Genomic DNA, 21,781 nt, shown 5'->3' with positions numbered 1-21,781 from the left:
CATGGGTCACAAAGTTCATCCGATCGGCATCCGCCTTGGCATCGCCAAGGACTGGAACAGCAAGTGGTATGCGGGCAAAAAGGAATACGCCGAATTCCTCGCCGCTGACCTCAAGGTCCGCGACATGCTGCGCAAGAAGCTGGCCTCGGCCGGCATCAGCAAGATCACCATCGAGCGTCCGGCCAAGTCGGCACGCGTGACGATCCACACCGCCCGTCCCGGCGTTGTGATCGGCAAGCGTGGTGAAGACATCGAGAAGCTGCGTAAGGAAGTCTCGGACGTGATGGGCGTTCCCGCCCACATCAACGTGACCGAAGTGCGTAAGCCGGAACTCGACGCACAGCTGGTGGCCGAGTCGATCGCACAGCAGCTCGAGCGTCGCATCATGTTCCGCCGCGCGATGAAGCGCTCGGTGGGCAACGCGATGCGCCTGGGTGCACTGGGTATCAAGGTCAACGTGGCTGGCCGCTTGAACGGTGCTGAAATCGCCCGCTCCGAGTGGTACCGCGAAGGCCGCGTGCCGCTGCACACGCTGCGTGCCGACATCGACTACGGCTTCGCTGAAGCCAAGACGACCTACGGCATCATCGGCATCAAGGTCTGGATCTACAAGGGTGAAATCTTCGATTTCGCTCAAGTGGGCCAGGAAAAGAATGAAGAGCCGCGCAATGAGCGTGGCGGCGAGCGTCCTGCTCGTGGCCCGCGTCCGCCGCGCGGCGAGCGTGAAGCGAGGGGTTAATCATGTTGCAACCCAAACGTACCAAGTACCGCAAGCAGCACAAGGGCCGTAACGAAGGTCTGTCGTGGAGCGCCAATGCGGTGTCGTTCGGTGAGTTCGGCCTGCGTGCAACGCAGACCGGCCGCCTGACCGCCCGTCAGATCGAGGCCGCGCGTCGTGCGGTCAGCCGTTACGTCAAGCGTGGCGGCAAGATGTGGATCCGCGTATTCCCGGACAAGCCGATCACCCAGAAGCCGATCGAAGTCCGCATGGGCTCGGGTAAGGGTAACGTCGAGTACTGGGTCGCGCAGATCCAGCCCGGCCGCATGATCTACGAGATCGAAGGCGTGGATGAAGCCACGGCACGCGAAGCGTTCCGTCTGGCCGCCGCCAAGCTTTCGGTCACCACCCAATTCGTGACCCGGACGGTGCGCTGATGGAACTGAAAGAACTCCGCCACAAGTCGGCCGCTGACCTCAAGGCACACTTGCTTGATCTGCAGAAAGAGCAGTTCTCGCTGCGTATGCAGAAGGCCACCGGCCAGCTTGCCAAGACCCACGACGTGCGTCGCGTTCGCCGCGAAATCGCACGCGTCAAGATGCTGATCGGCACCGCCGCTCAGTGAACCCAGGAATGACCATGAATAACACTGATAAAAAGCAGCACACGGTCGAAGGCCGCGTGGTCAGCAACAAGATGGACAAGACGGTGACGGTGCTCGTTGAGCGTCACGTCAAGCACGCGCTGTACGGCAAGTACATTCGTCGCTCCACCAAGTTGCATGCACATGACGGCGAGAACGCCTGCCAGATGGGCGACCTCGTTCGCATCGTCGAGTGCGCGCCGATGTCCAAAACCAAGAACTGGCGCGTGGTCGAAGTCCTCGCCCACGCCGCTGAATAACGAGGAGGCCAGACCATGATCCAGATGCAGAGCCACCTCGACGTTGCCGACAACTCCGGTGCCAAGGAAGTCATGTGCATCAAGGTGCTTGGCGGTTCCAAGCGCCGTTATGCCGGCATCGGCGACATCATCAAGGTGTCGGTGAAGGATGCCATTCCGCGCGGCAAGGTGAAGAAGGGCGAGGTTTACAACGCTGTTGTCGTGCGTACCCGCAAGGGTGTGCGTCGCGCCGACGGTTCCCTGATCCGCTTCGACGGCAACGCTGCCGTGTTGCTGAACAACAAGCATGAGCCGATCGGCACCCGTATCTTCGGGCCGGTCACTCGCGAGCTGCGCTCCGAGAAGTTCATGAAGATCGTTTCTCTCGCACCTGAAGTGCTGTGAGCCGGAGGACACCATGAATCGCATCAAGAAAGGCGACCAGGTCGTCGTTACCACCGGCAAGGACAAGGGCAAGAAGGGCGACGTTGTTCGCGTCCTTGGCGACCGTGTCGTTGTTTCCAACATCAACATGATCAAGCGCCACACCAAGCCGAACCCGCAGGTCGGCCAGGCTGGCGGCGTGGTCGAGCGCGAAGCCTCGATCCACATTTCCAACGTGATGCTGTTCAACCCGGCCACCGGCAAGGGTGATCGCATCAAGACCAAGGTGCTGGAGAATGGACGCAAGATTCGCGTGTTCCGCTCTGGCGACGAGGCGGTTGACGCCTGAGGAATGAAGAAATGACCACGCGACTGGAAAAAATTTACAAGGAAGAAGTGGCGCCGGCGCTGATCAAGCGCTTTGGTTACACCAATCCGATGCAGGTGCCGAAGATCACCAAGATCACCCTGAACATGGGTGTGGGTGAGGCGGCCGCTAACAAGAAGGTGCTCGAGAACGCACTGGCCGACATGACCAAGATCGCCGGCCAGAAGCCGGTCACGACCAAGTCACGCGTGTCGGTGGCTTCGTTCAAGATCCGTGACGGTTGGCCGATCGGTGCCAAGGTGACCCTGCGTCGCGCCCACATGTATGAGTTCCTGGACCGTTTGATCAACATCTCGCTGCCACGTACCCGCGATTTCCGCGGCGTATCGGCGCGTTCGTTTGACGGCCGCGGCAACTACAACATGGGCGTGAAGGAACAGATCATCTTCCCGGAAATCGACTTCGACGCCGTCGACGCGATCCGCGGTATGGATATCGCCATCACCACCACTGCGAAGACCAACGAGGAAGCCAAGGCTTTGCTCGAGGCTTTCCGCTTCCCCTTCCGCTGATCGAGAGAGACACATGGCAAAGACCAGCATGATCAACCGCGATCTGAAGCGGACCAAACTCGTTAAGAAGTACGCTGACAAGCGTGAAGCGCTGAAGAAGATCATCAGCAGCGAAACCGCTTCTTACGAAGAGAAGATGGATGCCGTGGTGAAGCTGCAGAAGCTGCCGCGTGATTCGTCGGCCTCGCGTCAGGTCACGCGTTGCGTCCTGACCGGTCGCCCGAAGGGTGTGTACAGCAAGTTCGGCCTGGGCCGTAACAAGTTGCGTGAGCACACCATGAAGGGTGATGTCCCGGGCCTGCGCAAGGCTTCCTGGTAAGACTTGCGGCCCAAGGTCTCCTTGGGCCACAATAGGCGGCTTGGCCATTCATTCTGATGGTCAGGCCCACAATCCAAAGATTTTCGCGAAAGCGGATATCGGTGCTAACTCAAGGTACTCATCATGAGCATGACTGATCCCATCGCCGACATGCTGGTCCGCATCAAGAATGCGGCCGCGGTTGGCAAGCCGACGGTAAAGATGCCGTCGTCGAAGACCAAGGTTGCCATTGCCAACGTCCTCAAGGGCGAGGGCTACATCGGCAGCCATCGCGTCAATGATCTGGGCGGCGGCAAGGCCGAACTCGAGATCGAACTGAAATATTTCGAAGGCAAGCCGGTGATCGAGACCCTGAAGCGTGTGTCGCGCTCGGGCCTGCGCCAATACCGCGGCAAGAACGACCTGCCGAAGGTTCTCGGCGGCCTCGGCATCGCCATCGTTTCCACCTCCAAGGGCATCATGACCGATTCGCAAGCGCGCACTGAAGGCGTTGGCGGCGAGGTCCTGTGCTTCGTGGCCTAACAGGAGAGCAGCATGTCCCGCGTAGCCAAGAAGCCGATCGCCCTGCCGAAGGGTGTTGAATTCAAGAACGAAAACGGCCAGCTCAACGTCAAGGGTGGCAAGGGCAATCTGTCCATCGCCCAGCCTGAAGGCGTCGAGATCACGGTCGAGAACAACGAGATCCTGCTGAGCCCGGCCCGTCCGGAGCGCACCGCGATGACCGGCACCCTGCGCGCCATCCTCGCCAACATGGTGAAGGGTGTGTCGGAAGGCTTCGAGCGCAAGCTCGAGCTGGTCGGCGTGGGTTACCGCGCCGCGATGCAGGGCAAGGACCTGAACCTGTCGCTGGGTTTCTCGCACCCGGTGCTGTTCAAGACCCCGGACGGCATCACCATTGCCACGCCGACGCAGACCGAGATCCTGGTCAGCGGCGCCGACAAGCAGCTGGTGGGTGAGGTCGCTGCCAAGATCCGTGGTTACCGTCCGCCGGAGCCCTACAAGGGCAAGGGTGTGAAGTACTCCGACGAAGTCATCATCCGCAAGGAAGCCAAGAAGGCCTGATCCTGAAAAGGATTCCCAACGCTTTCAGCTTCTGGAGAAAAGAAATGGAAAAGAAAATCGCCCGCCTGCGTCGTGCCAAGAGCACCCGTTCGCACATCCGCAAACTTGGTGTGCCGCGTTTGTCGGTGCTGCGCACCGGTCAGCACCTGTACGCGCAGCTGTTCTCGGCCGATGGCTCGAAGGTGTTGGCTTCGGCCTCCACCACCCAGGCCGACGTGCGCGAAGGCCTCTCGAGCGGCAAGAACATGGAAGCGGCGACCAAGGTCGGCCGCCTGATTGGCGAGCGCGCCAAGGCTGCCGGCATCGACGCCGTCGCCTTCGACCGCTCGGGCTATCGCTACCACGGGCGCATCAAGGCCCTGGCTGATGCCGCCCGCGAGGCTGGCCTGCAGTTCTGATTCAATGGCCGGATGGCTTTGTCATCCGGCTTTGTTGCACCGATGCACACCACAACGATAAGCGGCTAAGCCGTAAGTAACTCAACCATAGAGAGTCCAAACAATGGCAGAAGAACGTCAACCGCGTGGCCGTGATCGTGATCGCGCTCCCCGCGAGGAAATCGATGACGGGATGATCGAAAAGCTGGTCGCGGTCAACCGCGTCAGCAAGACCGTCAAGGGCGGTCGTCAGTTCACCTTCACCGCGCTGACGGTGGTGGGCGACGGCAACGGCAAGGTCGGCTTCGGCTACGGCAAGGCGCGCGAAGTGCCGGTCGCGATCCAGAAGTCGATGGAACAGGCCCGTAAGGGCATGAAGGTCGTCGACCTCAACAACGGCACCCTGTGGCATCAGGTGAAGGCCAACCATGGCGCGGCCAAAGTCTTCATGCAGCCTGCATCCGAGGGTACCGGCGTGATCGCCGGCGGTGCAATGCGCGCCGTGCTCGAAGCGGTCGGCATCAAGAACGTGCTGGCCAAGGCTGTCGGTTCGCGCAACCCGATCAATCTGGTGCGCGCCACCTTGAAGGGCCTGACCGCGATGCATTCGCCTTCCAACATCGCTGCCAAGCGCGGCAAGAAGGTCGAGGAGATCATCCATGTCCAGCACTAAGAACACCACCGGTACCGTCAAGGTGCGTCTGGTCAAGGGTCTGCGTGGTTCGCAGGCCAAGCATCGCCTGTCGGTGCGCGCTCTGGGCCTCAACAAGCTCAACAGCGTGCGCGAATTGAAGGACAGCCCGCAGGTTCGTGGCCTGATCAACAAGGTCCACTACCTGGTGCAGGTCGAGGAGTAATCAGATGAAACTCAATACATTGAAGCCCGCCGACGGCGCCCGCAAGGAGCGCACCCGCGTTGGTCGTGGTATCGGTTCGGGTCTGGGCAAGACCGCTGGTCGTGGTCACAAAGGCTCGTTCGCACGCGCCGGCAAGGGCAAGATCAAGGCCGGTTTCGAAGGCGGCCAGATGCCCATGTACATGCGCCTGCCGAAGGTCGGCTTCCGCTCCAAGCTGAAGGCAGATACCGCGCAAGTGCTGCTGTATCAGCTGGACAAGCTGGATGCCGGCGATATCGATTTTGCGGCGCTGCGCGCTGCCAAGTTGGTGCCGTCGACCGCCAAGAAGGCGAAGATCGTGATGAAGGGCGACGTGACCAAGAAGTTCGTGCTGAAGGGTCTGTTGGCCACGGCCGGTGCCAAGGCGGCGATTGAAGCCGCCGGCGGCAAGGTCGAGGAGTAAGGCCGGATGTCGCGAAGCGGCAACGCCCTGGCCGGCATGGCGGCTGGCGCTGGCAAGTTCACTGAACTGCGCCAGCGTCTTCTGTTCGTGGTCGGCGCACTGATCGTTTACCGCATCGGTTGCCACATCCCGGTGCCGGGCGTGAATCCGATCGCGATGACGGCATTCATGCAACAGCAGCAAGGCATCGTGAACATGCTCAACATGTTCTCGGGCGGCGCGTTGGAGCGCTTGTCGCTGCTGGCGCTGAACGTGATGCCGTATATCTCGTCGTCGATCATCATGCAGTTGTGCGCGCAAATCTTCCCGAGCCTGAAGGCCATCCAGAAGGAAGGCGAGTCGGGCCGTCGCAAGATCAACCAGTGGTCGCGTCTCGGCGCCGTGCCATTGGCCGTGTTCCAGGCGATCGGCATTGCCACCGCGTTGCAAAACCAGATTGCCCCGGACGGCACGCCTGTCGTGACCAATCCCGGTATGGCGTTTGTGTTTACGGCGGTCGTTGCACTGACCGCAGGCACTATGTTCCTGATGTGGCTGGGTGAGCAGATCACCGAGCGCGGCATCGGCAACGGCGTGTCACTGATCATCTTCGCGGGCATCGTGGCTGGCCTGCCGTCGGCCGTGGTCAGCACAGTTACGCAGTTGCGCAACGGTGACATGACGGCGATCCAGGCGATCCTGATCGCGTTGATCGTGTTTGGCTTCACCTACTTCGTTATCTTCGTCGAGCGCGGCCAGCGCCGCATCACGGTGAACTACGCGCGTCGGCAGGGTGGGCGCAGTGCCTACCAGAACCAGACATCGTTCCTGCCGTTGAAGCTCAATATGGCGGGCGTGATTCCGCCGATCTTCGCGTCGTCGATCATCATGTTCCCGGCAACGGCTGCCCAGTGGTTCGGCAATTCGGGCACTGGCACGACCCAATGGATGCAGCGTGTTGCCGCCGCCTTGGCCCCGGGCCAGCCGCTGCACATGATCCTGTTTGCCGCATTGATCATGGGTTTCGCGTTCTTCTACACGGCGTTGGTGTTCAATTCGCAAGAGACTGCAGACAACCTGAAGAAGTCGGGCGCGTTGATTCCGGGTATCCGTCCGGGCAAGGCGACCGCCGATTACATCGATGGCGTACTGACCCGGTTGACGCTGGCTGGCTCCATCTACCTAGTGCTGGTCTGCCTGCTGCCGGAAGTGATGCGCACCCAGCTGGGCACGCAGTTCTATTTTGGTGGCACCTCGCTCTTGATCGTGGTGGTGGTCGTGATGGACTTCATCGCGCAGTTGCAAGCGCATTTGATGTCGCATCAGTACGAAAGCCTGCTCAAGAAGGCGAACCTGAAGGGTGGGTCGCGCGGTCGCTGAGCGGTTGCCGACTCACGTAAGCACTGGCAACGGATTTCGGTCCGTTGTGCGTAAATACTGGGTAGCAGCATCGCCTGGATGAAAAATTCATAGCCGACGCCTCTCGCGTCGGCCTCGATGGGCGACCCGGGTGGCATCCCGCACACGGGTGGATCGACGAGATGCGCGCGCCAGAGTAGCGCGTGCCGGTGACCTGAAAGGGTTATCAGTCGTCGGACCGTTCGCCGGAGCATGGGCACACTCCCCATGCCGGAGCAGAGCTTTCGGGCTCAGCTTCCCAAAGACCCGGGATTGTTGTTAAAATTACCAGTTACCCGCGGCCAAGCTGTCATTTTTGGCCCATCAACCGTTTGGAGATCGCGTCATGGCGCGTATTGCAGGTGTCAACCTGCCTGCCCAGAAACACGTCTGGGTGGGGCTGCAAAGCATCTACGGCATTGGCCGTACCCGTTCGAAGAAGGTCTGTGATTCCGCTGGCGTGGAATCGACGACCAAGATTCGTGACCTGTCGGAGCCGGAAGTCGAGCGCCTGCGCGCGGAGATCGGCAAATTCATCGTCGAAGGCGACCTGCGTCGTGAAGTCGGCATGGCCATCAAGCGTCTGATGGACCTGGGCAGCTATCGCGGCCTGCGTCATCGTCGTGGCCTGCCGCTGCGTGGCCAGCGTACCAAGACCAATGCCCGTACCCGCAAGGGTCCGCGCAAAGCGATCAAGAAGTAAGGAACCGACATGGCCAAGCCTGCCGCTACCAAAACGAAGAAGAAGATCAAGCGCGTCGTCACCGACGGCATCGCGCACGTCCATGCTTCGTTCAATAACACCATCATCACGATCACCGACCGCCAGGGCAACGCGCTGTCGTGGGCCACGTCCGGCGGCGCCGGTTTCCGTGGTTCGCGCAAGTCGACCCCGTTCGCGGCGCAGGTTGCCGCCGAAAAGGCCGGTAAAGCTGCCCTCGATTACGGCGTGAAGGCACTCGAAGTCCGCATCAAGGGCCCGGGTCCGGGTCGTGAATCGGCCGTTCGTTCGCTGAACAACGTCGGCTACAAAATCCTCAACATCATCGACGTGACGCCTATCCCGCACAACGGGTGCCGTCCGCCGAAGAAGCGTCGCGTCTAAGGAGCTCACAGACATGGCACGCTATATTGGTCCTACCTGCAAGCTCGCGCGTCGTGAAGGCGCCGACCTTTCGCTGAAGTCCCCGGCCCGCGCGCTGGATTCCAAGTGCAAACTGGAGCAGAAGCCCGGTCAGCACGGCCCGACCGCCCGCCGCGGCAAGTTGTCGGATTACGCCACCCAGCTGCGTGAAAAGCAGAAGGTGAAGCGCATCTACGGCTTGCTGGAGCGTCAGTTCCGCAACTACTACAAGAAGGCTTCGAACAAGAAGGGCAACACGGGTGAAAACCTGCTGCAGCTCCTTGAAACGCGCCTCGACAACGTCGTTTATCGCATGGGTTTCGCGGTTACCCGCGCTTCGGCCCGTCAGTTGGTCTCGCACCGTGGTGTGACGGTCAATGGCAAGCCGGTGAACCTGCCGTCCTACGCAGTCAAGGCGGGCGACGCCATCGCCCTGTCCGAGAAGGCCCAGAAGCAGCTGCGCGTCCAGGAATCCCTGGCCGTGTCGCAGCAGATGGACTTGTCGCCGTCGTGGGTCGATGTCGATGCTGGCAAGTTCACGGGTGTGTTCAAGGCTGTGCCTGATCGCGCCGAGTTGCCGGCTGATATCAACGAAGCGTTGATCATCGAGTTGTACTCGAAGTAATCCCCCCATCGAAAGACATCCGGCGTCATGAACCGGATGTCTCAGGAGACGCCCTAAATGACGGTTACCGCCAACCAAGTACTGCGTCCGCGCGGTCCGCAGATCGAACAGATCACCGCAAACCGTGCCAAGGTCGTGATCGAGCCGCTGGAACGCGGTTATGGCCACACCCTCGGCAACGCGCTGCGCCGCGTGCTGCTGTCGTCGATCCCCGGCTTCGCGATCACCGAAGTCAGCATCGACGGCGTGTTGCACGAGTACAGCACCATCGACGGCCTGCAGGAGGACGTGCTTGAAGTCCTGTTGAACCTGAAGGACGTGGCCATTCGCATGGCCAGCGGCGAAAGCGCCACCTTGTCCCTGTCGAAGCAGGGCCCGGGTGTCGTCACCGCTGCGGACATCAAGGTCGACCACAACGTCGAGATCCTCAATCTGGATCACGTGATCTGCAACCTGACCAAGGACGCATCGATCGACATGCAGTTGAAGATCGAGCGTGGCTTCGGCTACCAGCCGGCAGCGGCTCGTCGTCGTCCGGACGAAGAGACCCGCACCATCGGTCGCCTGATGCTGGATGCCTCGTTCTCGCCGGTTCGCCGCGTGGCGTATGCGGTCGAAGCCGCTCGCGTCGAGCAGCGCACCGACCTCGACAAGCTGGTGTTGGACATCGAAACCAATGGCACGATCGATGCCGAGGAAGCCGTGCGCACCGCCGCCGACATCCTCACCGATCAGCTGTCGGTGTTCGGTGACTTCACCCAGCGTGAGCGCGGCGCCGCCAAGCAGCAGGTGAGCGGTGTGGATCCGACGCTGTTGCGTCCGATCGACGACCTCGAGCTGACGGTGCGTTCGGCCAACTGCCTGAAGGCCGAGAGCATCTACTACATCGGTGATCTGATCCAGAAGACCGAAGTCGAGCTGCTGAAGACCCCGAACCTCGGCAAGAAGTCGCTCACCGAGATCAAGGAAGTCCTCGCCCAGCGCGGCCTTTCGCTCGGCATGAAGCTGGAAAACTGGCCGCCGACCGGTGTTTCGCAACACGGCATGCTCGGCTGATTCAGGTCGCGCATCGCTAGCTACACATCGCGCCGACGGGCCTAAGGCCCGCGGCGCTGTCGTCCAGGACGGATGACAACGGACCACCCGCAGTCCACAGCGTGAACGCCAGGATGGCGACATCGAAATCCACAGTCACATCATTCAACAGGAATCATCGCCATGCGTCATCGCAATGCAGGCCGCAAGTTCAGCCGCACCAGCTCGCACCACGAAGCCATGTTCAAGAACATGACCTCGTCGCTCATCAAGCACGAGCTCATCAAGACCACCCTGCCGAAAGCCAAGGAACTGCGCCGCATCGCCGAGCCGCTGATCACCCTGGCCAAGGTCGACTCGGTCGCCAATCGCCGCCTGGCCTTCGCCCGTCTGCGCGACAAGGAAGCCGTCGGCACCTTGTTCACCGTACTGGGTCCGCGTTACGTCAGCCGTCCGGGTGGCTACCTGCGCATCCTCAAGTGCGGCTTCCGTGCCGGCGACAACGCACCGATGGCATATGTCGAGCTGATGGATCGCCCGGGTGCGCCGAGCGCCGAATAATTCGATCGCATTCACTGAATGCTCGAAGCATGAAACCCCGGCGATGCCGGGGTTTTTCGTTTAACCCAGTGCGACATGACAGGATGCGTTATCGCCATGCAAAGCGCATGCCGGACCACGCGCCATCTGTTATGTTGCACTGCATGATCGTTTCGTTGTTTGAATGCCGATGACATCCCCCTCTAATTGGTCTTTCCGTACGCGTTACTTGCTGGGCTTCCTGGCCTCATTTGGCGTGATCGGCTTTGCGGTGTATCTACAGGAAGCGCGCGGCTTGATGCCGTGCTCGTTCTGCATCCTGCAGCGCGTGGCTTTCGCGGTACTGGGCGTGGTGTTCTTGATTGGCGGCCTGCACTCACCGCGTTCAATCGGTGCCCGCAGGGTGTACGGCGCCTTAGCTGGCATCGCGGCGCTGGTGGGCGTTGGCATCGCGGGTCGTCATGTGTGGGTGCAGGTATTTCCGCCCGAAGTCTCCACCTGCGGCGGCGGGCTTGAATTCCTGGCTGCGGTGAATGGCTGGTCCGGTGCGATCCGCAAGGTGCTGACCGCCAGTGGCGATTGCAGTGATGTCGAATACTTCCTGGGTATCAGCATCCCCGTTTGGGCGCTGGCGCTGTTCGTTTTGCTGGGGGCCTGGGCCCTCTGGACTGCTTTTGGCAAGGAGCGCGTGCGATGAGCCGTCCACAACCAACACCGCAGGTGGTGAAGTTGCCGCAGAACTGGCAGCCCGATTCGTGGCGCGCGTTCAATGCAGCGCAGCAGCCGGTTTATCCGGATGCGGATGCGCTTTCTCGCACGCTGGATGAACTGCATTCGTTGCCGCCGTTGGTGACGTCGTGGGAAATCCTCTCGTTGCGTCAGCAACTGGCCGAGGCCGCCGAAGGTAAGCGCTTTTTGCTCCAGGGCGGTGATTGCTGCGAGAACTTCGCCTATTGCCGCCCCGACATCATCACCAATCGTCTCAAGGTGTTATTGCAGATGAGCTTGGTGCTCGTCCATGCGCTGCGTATGCCGGTGGTGCGGGTAGGCCGTTTTGCCGGGCAATATGCCAAGCCGCGTTCGTCCGACATGGAGGTGCGCGGCGGGATCGAGTTGCCGAGCTATCGCGGTGACATCGTCAACGGGCCGGAGTTTAATTCGGAAGCGCGCATTCCCGATCCGGAGCGAATGATCAGTGCGCATTCGCGCTCGGGTCTGACGATCAACTTCGTTCGTTCGCTCATCGATGGCGGCTTTGCCGATTTGCATCATCCCGAAAACTGGGATCTGTCTTGGGTGACGCATTCGCCGCTGGCAGATGAATATCATCGCATCGTGGGCGGTATAGCCGATGCGATGCGTTTCATGGAGACGCTATCGGGTGAACCCGCGCACAACCTGGACCGAGTCGATTTCTTTACTTCGCACGAAGCGCTCCTGTTGCCTTACGAGCAGGCGCTGACGCGGCAGGTGCCGAGGCAATGGGGCTGGTTCAATCTGGGTACGCATTTCCCGTGGATCGGCATGCGCACCGCTGCGTTGGACGGAGCGCACGTCGAATACTTCCGCGGTATCCGCAATCCGATTGCAGTGAAAGTGGGGCCGACGATGTCGGTGGATCATCTGCTTCGCTTGCTTGAGGTATTGAACCCGGACAATGAAGCGGGCCGACTGACCTTGATACATCGCATGGGCGCACAATCCATCGCGGAGAAATTGCCGCCGCTGCTGGAGGCGGTGAAGCGCGAAGGTGCGCGCGTGTTGTGGATCTGCGATCCGATGCATGGGAATACCGAGAACAGTAGCAACGGATACAAAACGCGGCGTTTCGGCAATATCCGCGGCGAGATTGAAGATGCGTTCGATCTGCACGCAGCTGCGGGTACGCGCCTGGGCGGCATCCATTTGGAGCTGACCGGTGAAGATGTCACCGAGTGTACGGGCGGCGCGCGCGATCTCACCGATGTCGATCTGGAGCGGGCGTATCACTCCACGGTCGATCCGCGACTCAACTATGAGCAAGCGCTGGAAACCGCGATGCTGATTGGTCGCAAATATCAGCAGCTAGGCCAACCCAGCGCGCGTTGAAAGATCACCGCGCGTTGGTTGGCGTCACTGTCGGTGCAAATGGCGGAGGCTTGCGCGCCTTGGTCGCCTGCTCGAAGGCGTAACCGAAGCCGAGTAAACGCGCCTCGCTCCACGCGGGGCCCATGAACACGATGCCGAGTGGCAAGCCTTGTGCGTCACCCATTGGCACGGTGAGGCTGGGCGTGCCTGCGACGGCGGCCGTGCCATAACCTGCAAACGTGAAGTGATCACCATTGATCGGGTCGATCAACCAGGCAGGTGACATCGCGGGTGCGACCAGTGCATCCAGTTTGTGCTTCTTGAGCACCGCATCGATGCCGTCGGCACCTGCCAGCCGGCGAATCTTTTTCTTCGCCTCCAGATACTCGCGCTCCGTCAACGGGCCTTTGGCTTGGGCGGCTTCGAAGATCTCCTGCCCAAACCATGGCATCGCCTCGTAGGCATTCGCCAGGTTCCAGTCGATCAATCCGGCCAGCGACGACACCGGTGCATCGCTGGCAGCGAGATAGCGGTTCAAGCCGTCCTTGAACTCGTAGAGCAGGACCGAATATTCATCGGCGTCCCACTGGCCAGCCGTGGCGATGTCGACATTCACCAAGGTCGCGCCTTGGGCCTTGAGTGCAGCGAGCGCACGCGTGTAGGCCGTATCGACCGCAGGCTGTTTGCCTTCGGCATCACGCAGCACGCCGACACGCGCGCCTTTGAGCGCACCGTGACGCAGTGCCTTGATGTAGTCGGGTGATGTCGTGGGGCGGCCGGGCAGGGCGTCGGCCTGGTCGTCGGCGTCGCGCGCACTGATGGCCGAAAGCAGAATGGCTGCGTCACGCACGCTGCGCGTCATCGGACCTGCGGTGTCTTGAGAGGCGGAGATCGGAATGATGCCGCTTCGACTCACCAATCCTACCGTGGGTTTCAGACCCACCAACCCCGCGACCGCAGAGGGGCAGATGATGCTGCCATCGGTTTCGGTGCCGATGCCGACGACGGCCAGCCCCGCCGCAATCGCGCTGCCGGTACCTGCGCTGGAACCGCAAGGTGAGCGATCGAGCGCATACGGATTGCGCGTCTGTCCGCCGCGCGAACTCCAGCCGGAGCTTGAGCGCGTCGAGCGGAAGTTGGCCCATTCGCTCAGGTTGGTCTTGCCCAAAATCACGGCGCCCGCATCGCGCAACCGTTGCACGAGAAATGCATCGGTCTTGGGGCGATGCGAGGCGAGGGCGAGCGAGCCCGCGGAATTGACCATCGGCAAGGCGTCGATATTGTCTTTCAATAGCACAGGGATGCCGTGCAACGGGCCGCGCAACTTTCCGGTCTTGCGCTCTTCATCCAGCTTTTTGGCATCAGCCAAGGCATCGGGATTGAGTTCGATGACGGCGTCGAGTCGCGGGCCGGCATCGTCGATGGCGGCGATGCGGTCGAGATAGCCTTGCGTCAGTGCAACGCTGCTGGTACTTCCACGGCGCAACTGTTGCTGCAGGGTGGTGATGTCGGCTTCGGCGAGGTCCGGATGCGGTGTTTGCGCAAGGGCAGGCGGCAACATCAACAGGGCAAGCGCGGCGAAGGCGAAACGACGCATGGCGGACATCCCAGGCAGGTGAAACCGCAGCATCGCCGCAATCACGACGCGAGGCAAATCAACCTTGGCTATGTCGTCGCTTGAACAAGTCGCGCGCCAGCACCCATACCACCAGCAGGTTGATCGCCACGGCCACCGCCTCAAGCCAATGCCGATGATGCAGGAAGGCGGTGATGTCGAAGGGTAGATATGCTGCGGCAGACAAGCAGCCCAGCCATGAGGCCCAGGCTTTTGCACGCCACAGACCCCAGCCCTCGATGAGATGCAGCAGGCCGTAAGCCGCCGCGATCGCTGCAGCGATATGGATGCCGGTGGGGTTCAATACGCCTGCCAACCACGCGGTGATGCCGGAAGACGGATCCAGCTGGAAGTGCTGGATGAGCGCATGCAAGGCGCGCTGCAGCGGGGCAGGGCCCATGATCTCCAGACCGCTGGCGGCGATGAGCGCGAGTGCGCCTTTCGCCATCTCGACCATGGCGATGACATGCAAGCCCGGATGCGCATGTGGATCCGGGTTGTAAGGGGCTTTCTTGTCGTCGTCCGTGGTCATGCCGACGAGATGGCGCCGCTGAGAGCGCCAATCAAGCCTTAGCCGCCGCGGCTGGCGCGCTTGCGGTCGTTTTCGGTGCGGAACTTCTTGCGCAGGCGGATTTGCTTGGGCGTGACTTCGACCAACTCATCGTCGTCGATGAATTCCAGCGCCTGCTCCAGCGAGAATTTGATGGCGGGGATCAGGCCTTCGTCCTTGTCGGTGCCGGAGGCGCGGAAGTTGGTCAGCTGCTTGCCGCGCAGGGCATTGACGGTGAGGTCGTTGTCCTTGGCGTTGATGCCGACGATCTGGCCTTCGTAAATTTCCTCACCCGGCTCGATGAAGAGACGGCCACGTTCCTGCATCGCGATCTGCGCGTAGGCTGGCGACGGGCCGGTGCCGTTGGAGATCAGCACGCCGTTCTGGCGCTGGCCGATCGCACCATCGGCCTTCGGGCCGTAGTGGTCGAAGACGTGGAACAGAAGACCGGTACCGGCCGTGAGGGTGCGGAACTCGGTCTGGAAGCCGATCAAGCCACGCGCCGGGATGATGAATTCCATGCGCACGCGGCCCTTGCCGTCGGGTTCCATGTTCTGCAAGAGCGCCTTGCGCTCGCCCAGGCGCCCCATCACGCCGCCCTGGAATTGTTCTTCCAGATCGACGACGAGCTGCTCGTACGGCTCCTGCATCACGCCGTCCATCTCGCGCATGATCACTTCCGGACGCGACACGGCGAGTTCATAGCCTTCGCGGCGCATCGTTTCGATCAGGATCGACAGATGCAGCTCGCCGCGGCCGCTGACCTTGAACTTGTCGGCATCGGCCGTGTCCTCGACCTTCAGTGCGACGTTGTGCGCGGTTTCGCGGGTCAGGCGGTCACGCAACTGACGGCTGGTGAGGAACTTGCCGCCGCTGCGATCCTTCACGCCGGCGAAGGGCGAGTCGTTGACCTGGAAGGTCATCGAGATAGTCGGCTCGTCGACCGACAACACCTCCAACTGTTCCAGTGTGGACGGGTCGCACAAGGTTTCGCTGATGCCGAGTCCTTCGATGCCCGAGAACGCGATGATGTCGCCCGCCTGCGCCACCGGTACTTCGACGCGGTCCAGGCCCATGAAGCCCAGCACCTGCAGCACCTTGCCGTTGCGGGTCTTGCCATCGGTGCCGATCACGGTGACCTGCTGGTTGGTCTTGACCTTGCCGCGCTGGATGCGGCCGACGCCGATCACGCCGACGTAGTTGTTGTAGTCAAGGCTGGTCACGCGCATCTGGAACGGACCCTCCTCGCTGACCGGCGGGACGGGCACGTGATTGATGATGGCTTGGAACAGCGGCGTCATGTCGCCTTCGCGCACGGATTCATCCATGCCGGCATAGCCATTCAAGCCGGACGCATAGACGACCGGGAAATCGAGTTGCTCGTCGGTTGCGCCGAGGCGATCGAACAGGTCGAAGGTCTGGTCCAGCACCCACGACGGACGCGCACCGGGGCGGTCCACCTTGTTGACGACGACGATCGGCTTGAAGCCCATCGCGAAGGCTTTTTGCGTCACGAAGCGGGTCTGCGGCATCGGGCCGTCCATCGCATCGACCAGGATCAGCACCGAGTCCACCATCGACAGCACACGCTCCACCTCGCCGCCGAAGTCGGCGTGGCCCGGGGTATCGACGATGTTGATGCGGTATTCCTCGCCATCGGGCGACTTCCACTTGATCGCGGTGTTCTTCGACAGAATGGTGATGCCGCGTTCTTTTTCGATGTCGCCGCTGTCCATGACGCGGTCAGCCAGCACCGTGCGCTCGTCGAAGGTGTCGGATTGCTTGAGCAGTTGGTCGACGAGGGTGGTCTTGCCATGGTCGACGTGGGCGACGATGGCGATGTTGCGAAGGTTCTGGATGGACATGCGTACGTCGCGCCCGGCGTGACTGGGCGCAGGAGGTAGTGGAGGGAGGGGCGTTATTATAGCGGTCTAGACCACCCGGAGTGCTGGAATGAACACGACTGTATCCGCGCCGCGAAAATGGAACTGGTTAATTCTTGATTTATTGGGGACTGCGGCCCTAATGCTTGGCGCATTTTCGGTGTTCGCGCCGGAGCAGGCCGCCGATGTCGGCATTCCCGCCGCCTTGGGCTGGCCCTTGATCGTGATCGGGGGCGTCGCCACATTGGCTGCGATATTGATGTTTCTCCGCCAGCTTCGCGCCCAGCGCACTGGCTGACCCATTTTCTCAAAGGAGTTTTCATGTCCCTCATCGCTACCATCGACACCGACCGCGGCCCGATCAAACTGGAGCTGTATGCCGACAAGGCACCGCTGACCGTTGCCAACTTCGTCAACCTCGCCAAGCGCGGTTTCTACGATGGCCTCAACTTCCACCGCGTCATCGACGACTTCATGATCCAGGGCGGTTGCCCGCAGGGCCGTGGCACGGGTGGCCCGGGCTACAAGTTCGAGGACGAGACCAACAACGGCGTGCGTCATGACCGAGGTGTGATCTCGATGGCGAATGCGGGCCCCAACACGAACGGCAGCCAGTTCTTCATCACCCACATTAAGACCGATTGGCTGGATGGCAAGCACACCGTGTTCGGCAAGGTGCTGGAAGGTTTGGACGTGGTGGACAAGGTGCAACAAGGTGACGGCATCAAGTCGATCCGCATTGAAGGTGATGTCGATGCGGCATTGGCCGCGAAGGCCGATCGCGTCGAGGAGTGGAACAAGATCTTGTCGGCCTGATTCAAGCCAGCAGATTCAATTCAACTCGATGTGATGAACGAAGGGTCAGGCAGACAATGCCTGGCCCTTCAACCATTTGGTCGGCGACATTCCGTCGTGGCGTGCCGCGAAGGCCCGCGCCAATGCTGAGGCGTCGGCGTAGCCCACCTGATGTGCGACCTGTTTTACTGGCCGGCCTTTCAGCAGCAGCGTCTTGGCAATGCCCAGCCGCCACTCAGCCAAATATTCGCCTGGCGTAACGCCCACTACCTCTAGGAACTTCGAGGAAAAACGCGAACGCGACATCCCGCTGACATCTGCCAAAGTTTGCAGTGACCATGCCTCGCCGGGTTGCTGGTGGATGGCATCCAACGCCTTGGACAATTTCGCATCGCCTAAGCCTGCCAGCACGCCTTGATCGATAAGCGAGGCTTCCATTGCGTGGCGGAGCAATTGCAGGATGACGATTTCGCTCAGGCGATCGAGTGCAGCCTGGCGGCCGATGCGTTGGTCGAAGGCTTCATCAAACAGCAACTCCACGGTAGGTGAGAGCGACGACATCGAATCCAGCGGGATGGTCAGTACATCTGGTAATCCGCGGGTGAGTGGGTTGCCTTGACTCGCACCAAAACCGATGGACGCGCAGACAAGGTCGGCGGCATCGGACTCGATCCAATGCTGGGTAGGGCGCGAGTAATAGATGAGGCATGGCCCGACATGGGTTTGCGTGTCGCCATTGCTTTCGCGCGTACGCATCACGCCGTTGCGTACGACGTGCAGATGCCCGACACCGTCGCTGTCGTCAAACAGCGATGTACCGCAGAGCGCCCCGCTATAGAAAACGCGGGCCCGCAACGGGTAGCGGCCAAGCAGGGTTGAAAAGCGATCTTGGGACACTGGACTAAATGTATTGGATTAGATACTGGACGATGCTAATCGTACTTTATTCGTCGCCAATATGACGGCTCCTCCCAAGCCCATAGGCGCTGATCCATGTCTTCCAACTCCCCTCGTATTTCCCCGATTGATGTTGCCACCGCACAGCCCGACGTCCGCGCCACTCTGGATGCGGTCAAGGCCGAAATCGGCATGGTGCCGAATCTGTTCAAGACGTTGGCCCAATCGCCTGCTGCGCTGGATGGCTATCTGGGCCTGTCGGCCACCTTGGGCAAAGGCAGCCTGACCGCAGCGCAACGTGAAATCGTCGCCTTGGCTGTAGGTCAGGTGAATCGCTGCGCGTACTGCCTGTCGGCGCACACGCTGATCGGGAAGGGCGCCGGCCTAAGCGAAGCTGCGATCGAAGCTGCTCGTCGTGGCACCGGCTCGGTGCCGGCCGATGCTGCCTTGGCTGCCTTTGCCCACTTGGTTGCGAGTCATCGCGGCGTGGTCGAAGACGAAGAATTGGCTGCTTTCAAACAAGCCGGTTTTGATGATGGCGCGGTGCTGGAAGTCATCGCACACGTCGCGCTCAACACGCTGACCAATTACGCCAATCACGTGGCCAAGACCGACATCGATTTCCCGGCAGTCACGCTTTGATTCCCCTGCGATGTGTGCACGGTGGTCGGGCCGTGCCACATCGACCATATCCACACCGCAGCATCCAAAGGAGCCATCCATGACCTCATCCTCCCATTTCGCTGGTCTTCGCGCGAATCGCCGTGCCACACACCTGACGCGCATGCTGTCTGTCGCCGTCTTGTTGGTCGGTTTCGCGTTCTCGGGCCTTACATCGGCACTGACGATCAAGCCGTACTCGGAGAAAGCCGTTGCCGAGGCGCAAGCCAAAGGCGCGGCGACCGCCCTGCTTTTCCACGCAGACTGGTGCCCGACCTGCAGGGCGCAGGAGAAGACGCTGAAAGCGCTGGAAAAAAGTTCGCAACGCGACATCGTGGTGTTCTTCGTCAATTACGACAAAGAGAAGGAATTGCGCAAGATGAAGAAAGTCCGCGGGCAATCCACCTTGATTGTGTACCGCGGGGCCAAGGAAACCAGTCGCATGGCGGGCGAGACCTCGGCGGCGGCGATCACCACTGCGCTTGATAGCGCGTACATGATGAAATGATCGCGGGTTCCGCAGAACTGGGCCTAAGCCTGGTTGCAGGCAGCCTGACCACGCTTTCGCCTTGCGTACTGCCGCTGCTGCCCTTGGTCTTGGGTGGCAGTGTGCAGTCCGGTCGTTGGGCGCCATTGGCCATCGGCGCAGGCATGGTCACCAGCTTCACCGTCGCTGGCATCGCGTTGGGCGTCATTGGCGATTCGATAGGTCTGGATGTGGATGCGGTGCGTTACGCGGGTGCGTGGCTGCTCTTGGCGTGGGCCGTGGTGATGTTCTGGCCGGCGCTTGAGCAGCGTGTGTCCGGCTGGTTGTCGCCGCTCGCCGGGTCTGCCAATCAGATGGCAGGCCGGCTGGACGGGGGCTCTTTGCGTGGCGCCTTTGGGCTGGGTGCCCTGCTCGGTCTGGTTTGGAGCCCGTGTTCCGGGCCGTTGCTGGCATCGGCATTGACGATGGTGGCGAGCGAGGGTGGCGCGGCGCGCGGCGGCTTGATCCTGGGTGTATTCGGCGTGGGCGCGGCGATACCGCTGACCTTCGCTGCGTATTTGTCGCGCACCGGCTTCTCGAAGTTCCAGCATCGACTCATGCCCTATGTCGGCATGTTCAAGCGCGTGTTCGCCGTGGTGCTGGCTGCAATGGCAGCCCTGATCCTCACCGGTGGTGACAAGTGGCTGGAGGCGCGCGTGAATGATGGGCTGCCCGAGGCGTGGCTGCGACTGACCACGCTGTTCTAGTTGTTCGATGACCGCTGCGCTGGCGTGCTGGATGAACGCCGGCGCAGCGCTGCCAGTAGGCGGCTAGGGCAAGGCGGGGGTCTTAAATACTCTGTTTCTGCAGAGGTATCCGGTCAGTCTGAATCGGGGGCTGTGTTAATATTTCGGGCTCACGGGGCTGGTTTCATGGCCCTTGTCCGACAGGCAATTCCGGAGATTCCTCCCCATGCCCCAGCTCGCCAAGCGCATCGGCCGCGCCAAGCCCAGCGCCATCATGCAGGTCGCCGACAAAGCCAAGAAACTGAAGGCAGAAGGCCGCGACATCATCAGTTTCTCGATCGGCGTCCCCAACTTTTTGCCCGGTTCCCACGTGTACGAGGCCGCGCGTGAAGCGCTCGCCAAAGACAGCGGTCAGTACGGCAGCAACCGCGGCGCGGATGCGTTGTTGGATGCCTTCCTCAAGCACATGGAAGGCATCGGTTTGACCGGTTACACGCGGGCCAATTGCTCGACCGGCATCGGTGCCAAGCACATCCTGTACAACCTGGCCGAGGCCCTGTTGGACGAAGGCGATGCGATCGCCTTTGCGATCCCGTACTGGACCAGCTACATGGACATCGCGGAGATCGTCAACGCGAAGATCGACCTGCTGCCGTGCCCGCCAGAGCAGGATTACAAGCTGACCCCGGCGCAATTGGATGCTGCGCTGGCGAAGAAGCCGCGCGTGTTCCTGTTCAACAATCCGTCCAACCCGACCGGCATGGTCTACACCAAGGACGAGATCAGCGCGCTGGCCGATGTCATCGCCAAGCACCCGGATACGTGGATCATCACCGACGACATCTACAACCGCATGGTGTTTGATGGCGTGGGTTACCACAACTTCGTGCAGGCGCGTCCGGAGCTGCGTGATCGCGTGATCTTCGTGGATTCGCTGTCCAAGACCTACGGCATGCCGGGTTGGCGCGTCGGCTTCATGGCGGGCCCCGAAGTGGTGGCCAACGCCGTGACGACGATGAACTCCAACCACATCACCAACCTGCCCGAGATCGTGGTGGCCGCCTCGGTTGCCGCGCTCAGTGGCCCGCAGGACGTGCCGGAAGAAAAGTGCCGCGAATTCCAGGCCAAGCGCGACCAGGTGATGGCGGTGATGGAAAGCATCCCGAACCTCGTCTGCCCGCGTCCGCAAGGCGCGTTCTACGTGTTCCCCGATGTCAGCGCGTATTACGGCAAGTCGCACGACGGCAAGGTGATCGGCAACGACATCGATCTGTGCAATGCGCTGCTGGATAGCAAGGGTGTGGCCTGCGTGCCGGGCTCTGCCTTTGGCGAGCCGCGCAGCCTGCGCATCAGCTACACCTGCCCGACGCCGCAGTTGGCACCTGGCCTGGAACGCATCCGCGAATTTTTCAACGAAATGCAGTGAGCGCTGCTCGCTGACCCCTTGAGATTGGAGACCCC

Annotated in this window: 33 protein-coding genes; 28 read left to right on the top strand and 5 right to left on the bottom strand. The window is 61.3% G+C overall.

The annotated features are described in order from the left end of the window. Position 1: 1 nt before the first annotated feature. The 19 genes from rpsC (at position 2) to BW989_RS06635 (ending at position 10,122) form a co-directional block, all read left to right on the top strand. Positions 2-739 (top strand): 30S ribosomal protein S3, encoded by a 738-nt coding sequence (gene rpsC / locus BW989_RS06725; RefSeq protein WP_076586695.1) that lies wholly within the window; start codon positions 2-4, stop codon positions 737-739. A gap of 2 nt (positions 740-741) precedes the next feature. Beyond that, positions 742-1,155, top strand: a complete 414-nt coding sequence (gene rplP / locus BW989_RS06720) for a 50S ribosomal protein L16 (RefSeq protein ID WP_076586693.1) — start codon at positions 742-744, stop codon at positions 1,153-1,155. Next, a complete protein-coding gene (rpmC, locus tag BW989_RS06715; RefSeq protein ID WP_076586691.1) occupies positions 1,155-1,343 on the top strand; it encodes a 50S ribosomal protein L29 in 189 nt (62 codons plus the stop codon). Before rplP ends, rpmC begins: the two co-directional genes overlap by 1 nt. Before the next feature lie 8 nt (positions 1,344-1,351). Then, complete coding sequence (gene rpsQ / locus BW989_RS06710) at positions 1,352-1,621, top strand: 30S ribosomal protein S17 (RefSeq protein WP_076586689.1); 270 nt, start codon at positions 1,352-1,354, stop codon at positions 1,619-1,621. 15 nt (positions 1,622-1,636) lie between these two features. Next, positions 1,637-2,005, top strand: a complete 369-nt coding sequence (gene rplN, locus BW989_RS06705; protein ID WP_076586687.1) for a 50S ribosomal protein L14 — start codon at positions 1,637-1,639, stop codon at positions 2,003-2,005. 13 nt (positions 2,006-2,018) lie between these two features. Next, positions 2,019-2,333: a 50S ribosomal protein L24 gene (gene rplX, locus BW989_RS06700; RefSeq protein ID WP_076586685.1), complete on the top strand. Its 315-nt coding sequence runs from the start codon at positions 2,019-2,021 to the stop codon at positions 2,331-2,333. Positions 2,334-2,344: 11 nt separating this feature from the next. Further along, positions 2,345-2,884: a 50S ribosomal protein L5 gene (gene rplE, locus BW989_RS06695; protein ID WP_076586684.1), complete on the top strand. Its 540-nt coding sequence runs from the start codon at positions 2,345-2,347 to the stop codon at positions 2,882-2,884. A 13-nt stretch (positions 2,885-2,897) separates the two neighbouring features. Beyond that, positions 2,898-3,203 carry a 30S ribosomal protein S14 gene (gene rpsN, locus BW989_RS06690; protein ID WP_076586682.1) on the top strand — a complete coding sequence of 102 codons (306 nt, stop codon included), beginning with the start codon at positions 2,898-2,900 and terminating at the stop codon, positions 3,201-3,203. 123 nt (positions 3,204-3,326) lie between these two features. Next, positions 3,327-3,725 (top strand): 30S ribosomal protein S8, encoded by a 399-nt coding sequence (gene rpsH, locus BW989_RS06685; protein ID WP_076586680.1) that lies wholly within the window; start codon positions 3,327-3,329, stop codon positions 3,723-3,725. Between the two features lie 12 nt (positions 3,726-3,737). Further along, the gene (gene rplF, locus BW989_RS06680; protein ID WP_076586678.1) at positions 3,738-4,265 is read left to right on the top strand and encodes a 50S ribosomal protein L6; all 528 of its coding nucleotides are present in this window, start codon (positions 3,738-3,740) and stop codon (positions 4,263-4,265) included. A 44-nt stretch (positions 4,266-4,309) separates the two neighbouring features. Continuing rightward, on the top strand, positions 4,310-4,663 hold the full coding sequence (gene rplR / locus BW989_RS06675) for a 50S ribosomal protein L18 (RefSeq protein ID WP_076586677.1): 354 nt from the start codon (positions 4,310-4,312) through the stop codon (positions 4,661-4,663). A gap of 103 nt (positions 4,664-4,766) precedes the next feature. Continuing rightward, entirely contained in the window at positions 4,767-5,315 is a 549-nt protein-coding gene (rpsE, locus tag BW989_RS06670) for a 30S ribosomal protein S5 (RefSeq protein WP_076586675.1), read from the top strand. Further along, positions 5,302-5,499, top strand: a complete 198-nt coding sequence (gene rpmD / locus BW989_RS06665; RefSeq protein WP_076586673.1) for a 50S ribosomal protein L30 — start codon at positions 5,302-5,304, stop codon at positions 5,497-5,499. Before rpsE ends, rpmD begins: the two co-directional genes overlap by 14 nt. A 4-nt stretch (positions 5,500-5,503) precedes the next feature. Next, positions 5,504-5,941, top strand: coding sequence for a 50S ribosomal protein L15 (rplO, locus tag BW989_RS06660; RefSeq protein ID WP_076586672.1), 438 nt, complete (start codon positions 5,504-5,506; stop codon positions 5,939-5,941). 6 nt (positions 5,942-5,947) lie between these two features. Continuing rightward, on the top strand, positions 5,948-7,300 hold the full coding sequence (gene secY, locus BW989_RS06655) for a preprotein translocase subunit SecY (protein ID WP_076586670.1): 1,353 nt from the start codon (positions 5,948-5,950) through the stop codon (positions 7,298-7,300). A gap of 364 nt (positions 7,301-7,664) precedes the next feature. Next, positions 7,665-8,021: a 30S ribosomal protein S13 gene (gene rpsM, locus BW989_RS06650; protein ID WP_076586669.1), complete on the top strand. Its 357-nt coding sequence runs from the start codon at positions 7,665-7,667 to the stop codon at positions 8,019-8,021. 9 nt (positions 8,022-8,030) lie between these two features. Then, positions 8,031-8,423 carry a 30S ribosomal protein S11 gene (rpsK, locus tag BW989_RS06645; RefSeq protein ID WP_028839572.1) on the top strand — a complete coding sequence of 131 codons (393 nt, stop codon included), beginning with the start codon at positions 8,031-8,033 and terminating at the stop codon, positions 8,421-8,423. A gap of 13 nt (positions 8,424-8,436) precedes the next feature. Beyond that, positions 8,437-9,066, top strand: coding sequence for a 30S ribosomal protein S4 (gene rpsD / locus BW989_RS06640; RefSeq protein WP_076586667.1), 630 nt, complete (start codon positions 8,437-8,439; stop codon positions 9,064-9,066). Positions 9,067-9,123: 57 nt separating this feature from the next. After that, complete coding sequence (locus BW989_RS06635; protein ID WP_076586665.1) at positions 9,124-10,122, top strand: DNA-directed RNA polymerase subunit alpha; 999 nt, start codon at positions 9,124-9,126, stop codon at positions 10,120-10,122. A gap of 16 nt (positions 10,123-10,138) precedes the next feature. On the opposite strand, the gene BW989_RS12880 is transcribed toward BW989_RS06635, so the two are convergent. Then, positions 10,139-10,270, bottom strand: coding sequence for a hypothetical protein (locus BW989_RS12880; protein ID WP_278245858.1), 132 nt, complete (start codon positions 10,268-10,270; stop codon positions 10,139-10,141). A gap of 14 nt (positions 10,271-10,284) precedes the next feature. Between BW989_RS12880 and rplQ the strand changes: the two genes are divergently transcribed. The 3 genes from rplQ (at position 10,285) to BW989_RS06620 (ending at position 12,729) form a co-directional block, all read left to right on the top strand. Continuing rightward, the gene (rplQ, locus tag BW989_RS06630) at positions 10,285-10,662 is read left to right on the top strand and encodes a 50S ribosomal protein L17 (protein ID WP_076586664.1); all 378 of its coding nucleotides are present in this window, start codon (positions 10,285-10,287) and stop codon (positions 10,660-10,662) included. 169 nt (positions 10,663-10,831) lie between these two features. Next, positions 10,832-11,338, top strand: a complete 507-nt coding sequence (locus tag BW989_RS06625; RefSeq protein ID WP_076586662.1) for a disulfide bond formation protein B — start codon at positions 10,832-10,834, stop codon at positions 11,336-11,338. After that, on the top strand, positions 11,335-12,729 hold the full coding sequence (locus BW989_RS06620) for a class II 3-deoxy-7-phosphoheptulonate synthase (protein ID WP_076586660.1): 1,395 nt from the start codon (positions 11,335-11,337) through the stop codon (positions 12,727-12,729). Before BW989_RS06625 ends, BW989_RS06620 begins: the two co-directional genes overlap by 4 nt. 4 nt (positions 12,730-12,733) lie before the next feature. Here the strand turns inward: BW989_RS06620 and BW989_RS06615 are convergent, their stop codons facing one another. From BW989_RS06615 to typA, 3 genes are all read right to left on the bottom strand, one after another. Continuing rightward, complete coding sequence (locus tag BW989_RS06615; RefSeq protein WP_076587224.1) at positions 12,734-14,269, bottom strand: amidase; 1,536 nt, start codon at positions 14,267-14,269, stop codon at positions 12,734-12,736. 94 nt (positions 14,270-14,363) lie between these two features. Then, complete coding sequence (locus BW989_RS06610) at positions 14,364-14,855, bottom strand: DUF2127 domain-containing protein (protein WP_076586658.1); 492 nt, start codon at positions 14,853-14,855, stop codon at positions 14,364-14,366. A gap of 38 nt (positions 14,856-14,893) precedes the next feature. Further along, positions 14,894-16,738 carry a translational GTPase TypA gene (gene typA, locus BW989_RS06605; protein ID WP_076586656.1) on the bottom strand — a complete coding sequence of 615 codons (1,845 nt, stop codon included), beginning with the start codon at positions 16,736-16,738 and terminating at the stop codon, positions 14,894-14,896. 88 nt (positions 16,739-16,826) lie between these two features. Here typA and BW989_RS12405 point away from each other — a divergent pair, with 88 nt between their 5' ends. Continuing rightward, positions 16,827-17,054, top strand: coding sequence for a hypothetical protein (locus tag BW989_RS12405; RefSeq protein ID WP_129582856.1), 228 nt, complete (start codon positions 16,827-16,829; stop codon positions 17,052-17,054). 23 nt (positions 17,055-17,077) lie between these two features. Continuing rightward, positions 17,078-17,572 (top strand): peptidylprolyl isomerase, encoded by a 495-nt coding sequence (locus BW989_RS06600; protein WP_076586654.1) that lies wholly within the window; start codon positions 17,078-17,080, stop codon positions 17,570-17,572. Positions 17,573-17,617: 45 nt separating this feature from the next. On the opposite strand, the gene BW989_RS06595 is transcribed toward BW989_RS06600, so the two are convergent. Beyond that, positions 17,618-18,448, bottom strand: coding sequence for an AraC family transcriptional regulator (locus BW989_RS06595; protein ID WP_076586652.1), 831 nt, complete (start codon positions 18,446-18,448; stop codon positions 17,618-17,620). Positions 18,449-18,544: 96 nt separating this feature from the next. Between BW989_RS06595 and BW989_RS06590 the strand changes: the two genes are divergently transcribed. The 4 genes from BW989_RS06590 to BW989_RS06575 all read left to right on the top strand — a co-directional run bounded on the left by BW989_RS06590 (position 18,545) and on the right by BW989_RS06575 (position 21,746). Next, positions 18,545-19,090, top strand: a complete 546-nt coding sequence (locus BW989_RS06590) for a carboxymuconolactone decarboxylase family protein (RefSeq protein ID WP_076586650.1) — start codon at positions 18,545-18,547, stop codon at positions 19,088-19,090. A 79-nt stretch (positions 19,091-19,169) separates the two neighbouring features. Then, positions 19,170-19,616 (top strand): thioredoxin family protein, encoded by a 447-nt coding sequence (locus BW989_RS06585; protein WP_207551631.1) that lies wholly within the window; start codon positions 19,170-19,172, stop codon positions 19,614-19,616. Continuing rightward, positions 19,613-20,341, top strand: a complete 729-nt coding sequence (locus tag BW989_RS06580) for a cytochrome c biogenesis CcdA family protein (RefSeq protein WP_076586648.1) — start codon at positions 19,613-19,615, stop codon at positions 20,339-20,341. Before BW989_RS06585 ends, BW989_RS06580 begins: the two co-directional genes overlap by 4 nt. A 205-nt stretch (positions 20,342-20,546) precedes the next feature. After that, complete coding sequence (locus BW989_RS06575; protein ID WP_076586646.1) at positions 20,547-21,746, top strand: aminotransferase class I/II-fold pyridoxal phosphate-dependent enzyme; 1,200 nt, start codon at positions 20,547-20,549, stop codon at positions 21,744-21,746. Positions 21,747-21,781 lie beyond the last annotated feature (35 nt).

It is taken from the genome of Solilutibacter tolerans (assembly GCF_900155935.1).
Classification (GTDB): domain Bacteria; phylum Pseudomonadota; class Gammaproteobacteria; order Xanthomonadales; family Xanthomonadaceae; genus Solilutibacter; species Solilutibacter tolerans.
The sequence above is the reverse complement of the archived record's forward strand: the minus strand, read 5'-3'. Positions and strand labels throughout refer to the sequence as shown.